This is a genomic window from Pseudomonas sp., from assembly GCF_037994325.1.
Classification (GTDB): domain Bacteria; phylum Pseudomonadota; class Gammaproteobacteria; order Pseudomonadales; family Pseudomonadaceae; genus Aquipseudomonas.
On the sequence record NZ_JBBNAH010000592.1, the window covers coordinates 1 to 6,396 of the forward strand.

The following is a 6,396-nucleotide window of genomic DNA, read 5'->3' on the forward strand; positions in this document are numbered from 1 at the left end:
TGATACTCCCCTCAACACTCAGGGCCACCGTGGTGGCCATTTACGCGTCGAGGGACACATGACCGATTCCATCAGCAGGAATGAAAAAACGCTTTCGCGCCTTAATGCACAAGCCCATGACGCCGCGCGTTATGCCCGTTCCTCGCGCCTGCTGCATTGGCTGATGGCCGGCCTGGTGGTGCTGGCCTATGTGCTGATTGATGGCCGTGGCTGGTTTGCCAAGGGCAGTGCGTTAAAAACCTTGTTTGTTCAGGGGCACTTTTGGGTCGGCTTGCTGGTGTTGGCCTTGGTGCTGCCACGCCTGTTAGCCCGTCGGCGTAATCCGCCACCGGCGGTAGTGCCAGCGATGAAACCGGCGGTGCAGCGGCTGTCGACGCTGACCCATTACGCCTTGTATGCCTTTCTGTTGCTGCAACCGGTGATGGGTGTATTGGTGGTGCTGCTGGAGCGCGGCGGTATTCCGTTGGGCAGCCTGACCATTGCCTCGCCGTTTGAGCTGAACAAACCGCTGGCCCACAACATTGAAGACCTGCATGTGTGGGTGGGTACGGCGTTCTATTACGTGATCGGCTTGCACATAGTTGCCGCGCTCTGGCACCACGTTTACCGGCGCGACAACGTGCTTAAACGCATGCTCTAAGGCTGTGCTTACTCGGGCCGTTCGCTTAACCGCTGGCTGGCTTCAACAAACCGCAAGGCGTTGACGTGAGTGGCCACTTCGGCGAACCACGGTGGCGGATTGCTCGCCGCCATGGCGTCGCAGAGTTCCAGCGCGCGCATATTGCCGGCGGCGAGTAGGGCGCTCAGTTCCGCACATTGGCGCTGCCAGCTATCTGCCGACATTGCCGTGGCTTCGGCCTTGGCCGTTGGTGCCTGTGGCGCACAGGTCGCGATCCAACTGCCCAGTTGCGCCACACTGTTGGCCAATAATTCATGCAGCTGTTGCAAGGTGCGCGGGTCGGCCAGCAGCTGTTGAGCCTGCTCAGGTTGTTGTTTTAACTGCTGCTCCAACTCCCCGGCGCGCAGGGCCAGGGCTTTGGCACCCAGGCTTGCGGCGCTGCCTTTAAGCGAGTGCAGAGCCAGACGCTGCGCCCCTTCATCCGCGTGATCGATGTGCGCCTGCAACCTCGCCAGCAGCACGTGAGCATCTTGTTGAAAGTCGACATACAGGCGCTGCAGCAGGTCGATGTTCATGCCAAAGCGGCTAAGGATTGAGCCGCCGTCCTCCACTAACTGATCGCCGGTGATGGATTCGGGTTGCGCCCCAACCACCGCGCCGCTAGCGCTGCTTCGGCCGGTGAGGCGCAATACCGCTTCAACCACTTGGTCGATGTCGATCGGTTTGCCGACGTGATCATTCATGCCGGCTGCCAGGCACAGTTGCCGGTCAGTCAGCGAGGCGTTGGCGGTCATGGCCAGAATCGGTAACTGCGCGGCGCTGAGTTGTTGGCGAATACGGCGGGTGGCCTCATAGCCGTCAATGTCGGGCATCTGCACGTCCATAATCACTAGATCAAAGGCCGGCGGCGTGCTGGTTGCCAGCCCCACGCCTTGTAGGCCGCCTTCGGCCAACTGCACCTGCGCGCCTTCATAGCCGAGCAGTTCGGCGGCAATCATGCGGTTCAAGGCGTTATCTTCCACCACCAAAAGGCGCAGCCCCGCCAGGCGTGGCTGTGCCGGCTGTTGGCCGTCTTGCTCCGGTGTGTTGCCGGCGCCACCTTGCAGGGCCTGTTTCACCGTCGCGGCCAACTGCTGTGGGGTGACCGGTTTGGTCAGAAAATCGATAAAGGGCGAGTGGGCAATTTGTTGAATGTGCGCCAACGCCTCGCGGCCATAGGCGGTGAGCATGACCACCACCGGTTGTTGCTGAGTGGCGCCGTCGTCGTGAATCTGCTGCGCGGCACTCAAGCCATCGAGTTCCGGCATACGCCAGTCCATCAGCACCACGTCGTAAGGCTGCGTGTGCTGCACTTCGCGCACGCGGGCCACGGCCTCTAAACCGTTAGTGACCAAGTCGGCATGCCAGCCTAACCCTTCAATGGTGTGGCGCATCAGCTCGGCTACCACCGTATTGTCATCGGCAATCAAGATATTCAACGGTCGCTCAACGTTCTGGCAGTCGGCGCCCAGGGTCTTACCTGGCTCTACGGCAAAGCGCAGGTCAAACCAGAATCGGCTGCCTTGGTTGGGCGCGCTGATAACCTGCAACTCGCCGCCCATTAGCTCGACCAAGCGCCGGCAAATGACCAAGCCCAAGCCACTGCCGCCAAAGCGTCGGGTGGTAGACGCTTCCGCCTGGGCAAAGCCTTCGAAGATATGCTGCTGATGGTCTTTGGCAATGCCGATGCCGGTGTCGGTAACGGCGATGCGCAGCTTTACGCCGTCGTGATCGCGTTCCAGCTCGGTAACGCTGACGATCACATAGCCCTTGGGGGTGAACTTAAGGGCATTGCCGGCCAGGTTGATCAGCACCTGTTGCAGGCGCAAACGGTCGCCGATCAACACGCTGGGCAGGGTGGGGGAGAGGTCAAACACCACCTCGACTTCTTTGTCGCCCTGGTTGCCGGATAACACCACCGCCAGGCTGCGCATCAGGGTTTCCAGTTCGAAGCGGTGCAGGTCCAGTTGCAGTTTGCCGGCTTCGATTTTGGAGAAATCGAGTATGTCGTTAAGCAGGTCCAGTAACGATTGCGCGGCCGAGCGCGCTTTGTTTACGTAATCGTTTTGCCGGCTATTGAGCGAGGTGTGCAGCAGCAGTTGCAGCATGCCCAAAACAGCGTTTAGCGGCGTGCGGATTTCATGGCTCATATTGGCCAGAAACGACGACTTGGCAGCGTTGGCCGAGTCGGCTTGCAACTTGGCTTGTTGTAGCTCGGCCGTGCGTTCGGCGACCTGGGTTTCGAGGTTGGAGTACAACACTTGCAGGTTCATTTCCGCGGCCTTTTGCGCGGAGATATCGCGCACCGTTTTCGAGGCCCCGACAATCTGGCCGGCGCCATCACGAATGGGCGCCACCGCCACCGAGACATCAACCAAATGACCATCGCGATGACGGCGTTGGGTTTCAAAAGGATCGACCCGCTCGCCACGGTTGATGCGCGCAAGAATGTCACGCTCCTCGGCTTGCAGGTCATCCGGCACCACCAGCTCGGCCAGGCGCTTGCCCACCGCTTGCGCGGCGGTAAAGCCGAAAATATGTTCGGCGCCCTGGTTCCAACTGGTGACGATGCCGCTGAGGTCTTTACCGACAATGCCGTCGGAGGAGCTTTCAACAATGGCGGCCAAGCGTGCCTGGTCGGTAAAAATTTCCATGCGCCGCCGCCGCAGGTTATCCAGCACCGCCAGCAACGCCGCCACCAGCCCACTGATCAAGAGCCCAAGCACCAACACCAAACGGGGCGAGGTTTGATTTAACGTGGCGACAAACGCCGGGTAGGCGAGCATTTGCAAGCGCCACTGGCGGCCGAAAATCTCTCGCTCAATGGCCAGGCTGGCCACGGCTGATGCTCCAGAGCCGACGTTGGGGCCGTCAAAGAACGGCAGCGGGTGCCGGTCTTCGGTTACATCAAAAAGCTGGAGCCCCAGCCCGGTGTTGTAGACCCCCAGGTCGCTTAGCACCTGATCTATTTCCAGCGCGGCATAACTCCAGCCAATGCCCTGGGCTTCACGCTCGGCCCCGTTGGCGGGTGTTCGCGAGCTGCGGTAAACCGGCAGCACCATTAGAAAGGCTTTAACGCCTTGGGCGGTGCTTTGCACCAGCACGATTGGACGGGTCAAACGTACCTCGCCAGTGTGCAGCGCCTCAACTGCCGCCGCCTGGCGGCCCGGCTCGGAGGCGATGTCCAGGCCAATGCCGGCCTCATTGCCGGCCAGCGGCGAAATGTACTGAATCACATAACGCTCGCCGCTATGGGCGTGCAGCTGCTTAATCTGAAAGTCGCTGCGGCCCTGTTGCTGTTGTTGCGCGACAAACGCGGCGTGTTCAGCCAACGGCACGCGAACGATGTAGCCAAAGGCGCGCGCACCGGGAAACTCTTGGCCAATATCGCGGGTGTCGCTGTAGCGCTGAAATGCCGCCAGCGTCAATTGCTGCGCTTCAACGGCCTGAATCGCGCCACGAATGCCGCGCAGGCCAAACTGGTAGCGGTGCATACGGCGTTCAACCGCATCGGCCGTTTCCTGCAATTCCACCGCCAGTGCTTGTTGGGTTAACCGCGCATTGCTGCGTTGCGTTTCCCAGGCTGCCAGCGCACTGAGGCCTATGCCGAGGGCAAAAATGACGGCTATCCATGGTGGCATGCGGGTGTCCTGCTGAGCGGTTAGTGAGGCAGGCCGTGGACAAGCATCTCGCTGATCGTGGCAAAGGCCGCAGGGCGGCTGTAGAGGTAACCCTGTACGACCGGGCAGCCTTTTTCGCGCAACATGGCTGCCTGTTCTTCGGTTTCGACGCCTTCGGCGACCAACTCCAGGTGCAGGGCTTGGCTGATATGGATGACGGCTTCAACAATGGCCATATCGGTGCTTTCTTCGAGCATGTCGCGAACAAAGCTCTGGTCGATTTTTAGCACGTTGATGGGAAAGCGCTTGAGGTACACCAGGCTGGAGTAGCCGGTGCCGAAGTCATCAATGGCGATGCGCACACCTAATTGATGCAGAGCGGTGAGGGTTTCCAGCGCCTGGTCGACGTTTTGCACCAATACGCCTTCGGTGATCTCCAGTTCCAGCAGGTCGTGGCGCAGCCCAGTGCTTTGCAGAATATCGATGACCATCTGCAGAAAACGCTGCTCGCGAAACTGCAAAAAGGAGATGTTGACGCTGATACAGATCTCCAAGCCTTGGTCTTGCCAGCGGCGCCCATCCTGGCAGGCGCGCTCCAGTACCCATTGGCCAATCGGCAGAATCAGCCCGGTTTCCTCGGCCAGGGGAATGAACTGCGCGGGCGATACCGGCCCGCTCGGGGCGTTGGGCCAGCGGATAAGTGCCTCCACGCCTACCACGCGGCGCTCGCGGCTATCCACTTTGGCCTGATAGAACAGCTGAAAATCCTGGTTATGCAGGGCCTCGCGCAAATTACGCTCCAGTTGATGGCGTTCGCGCAGGGAGTTTTCCGTTTCCACACTGAAAAACCGCCAGCGCTGGCGACCTTCCTGCTTGGCTTGATACATGGCTGTTTCGGCATGGCGAAACAGCAGCTGCACATCGGTGCAGTCATGGGGGAATACGCTGATACCGATGCTTACGTGCAGGTCGTGGCGGCTGTTGTCGAGCCAGAATGGTTCGCTCGTGGCGGTCAGTACTTGCTCGGCGAAGTCGCCCATGGCGGTGAGGCTAGTGGCCTCTTTAACCAGAATGACAAACTCGTCACCACCCTGACGGCTAAGGACGTCGCCGGGGCCGCAGAGGGTTTTCAGCCGTGCCGCCATCAGTTGCAGCAGGCGGTCGCCGGTGGCGTGGCCGAGTGTATCGTTGATGGTTTTGAAGTGGTCAATGTCCAGCACCAGCATGCCCACATGACCTTGGCCATGATCCGCGTGCGCTTGAATAACCGCTTGGGTGTGCTCCTGCAAGTACAGTTGGTTAGGCAGGTGGGTGAGGGTGTCATGGCGCGAAAGAAAGTCGAGCTTGGCGTGTTCCGCGAGCTTGCGCGCGCTGACATCGGTTAACAGCATCAGAACGTCGGCATTGCGCTGTTTATAGCGGGCAATCAGGGTGACCTGGCCGTAGCGCAGCCCTTCATGGGGCGCGGGCAGTTCGATTTCGAAGGTAACTGACTGCTCGTCGGTTAGTTTTTCCAGGTGGCCACTAATGACGGCAAAGCTTTGCTCACCGATGACCGCGCGCAAGTGTTGCCCCAGCATGGCGGCGGCGGGTACGCCAAACCAACTGCCGGTTTGGTCGTTACAGAACAGGTTGTGCAGGTCGCGGCTCCAGAACCCAATAAATGCCGGCAAATGCTGAATAAGGTCTTCGAGGTCGCGCTGCGCTTCAGCGAGCTTTTTGGTTTCGCTGCGCAGTTGCACATGGGTGCGAATGCGCGCGCGTGCAACTGGCACGTTTAAGGGTTTTTGCAAAAAGTCCACGGCCCCATTGGCCAGCGCTTGCAGCTCAAACTGCGCTTCGGTGTGGGAGGTGACGAAGATCACGGCGGCGTCTTTCAGGCCCGGGTCGGCTTTCAGTTTGGCGCAGACTTGGTAGCCGTCCATGTCCTGCATTTCGATATCCAACAGCACCACGTCTGGCTGACAGCGCTGGGCCATCTCCAGGGCGCTATGGCCGCTGGTAGCAAAGAACACCTCGCCTAAGTCACGCACGGCTTCGCGCAGCACTTTGATATTGGATGCTTGGTCGTCGACGATAAGAATGACCGTGGGCGCGCCACGAAGCTCTGAAAACATA

The 6,396-nt window shown here is 59.9% G+C and carries 3 protein-coding genes; 1 reads left to right on the plus strand and 2 read right to left on the minus strand.

What is annotated here, in order from left to right; genetic code table 11:
* Positions 1 to 163: 163 nt before the first annotated feature.
* Positions 164 to 640 carry a cytochrome b/b6 domain-containing protein gene (locus AAAB16_RS19800; protein ID WP_340664872.1) on the plus strand — a complete coding sequence of 159 codons (477 nt, stop codon included), beginning with the start codon at positions 164 to 166 and terminating at the stop codon, positions 638 to 640.
* Between the two features lie 8 nt (positions 641 to 648).
* Here the strand turns inward: AAAB16_RS19800 and AAAB16_RS19805 are convergent, their stop codons facing one another.
* Complete coding sequence (locus AAAB16_RS19805; protein ID WP_340664870.1) at positions 649 to 4,299, minus strand: CHASE domain-containing protein; 3,651 nt, start codon at positions 4,297 to 4,299, stop codon at positions 649 to 651.
* Between the two features lie 20 nt (positions 4,300 to 4,319).
* On the minus strand, positions 4,320 to 6,395 hold the full coding sequence (locus tag AAAB16_RS19810) for an EAL domain-containing protein (protein WP_340664871.1): 2,076 nt from the start codon (positions 6,393 to 6,395) through the stop codon (positions 4,320 to 4,322).
* Position 6,396 lies beyond the last annotated feature (1 nt).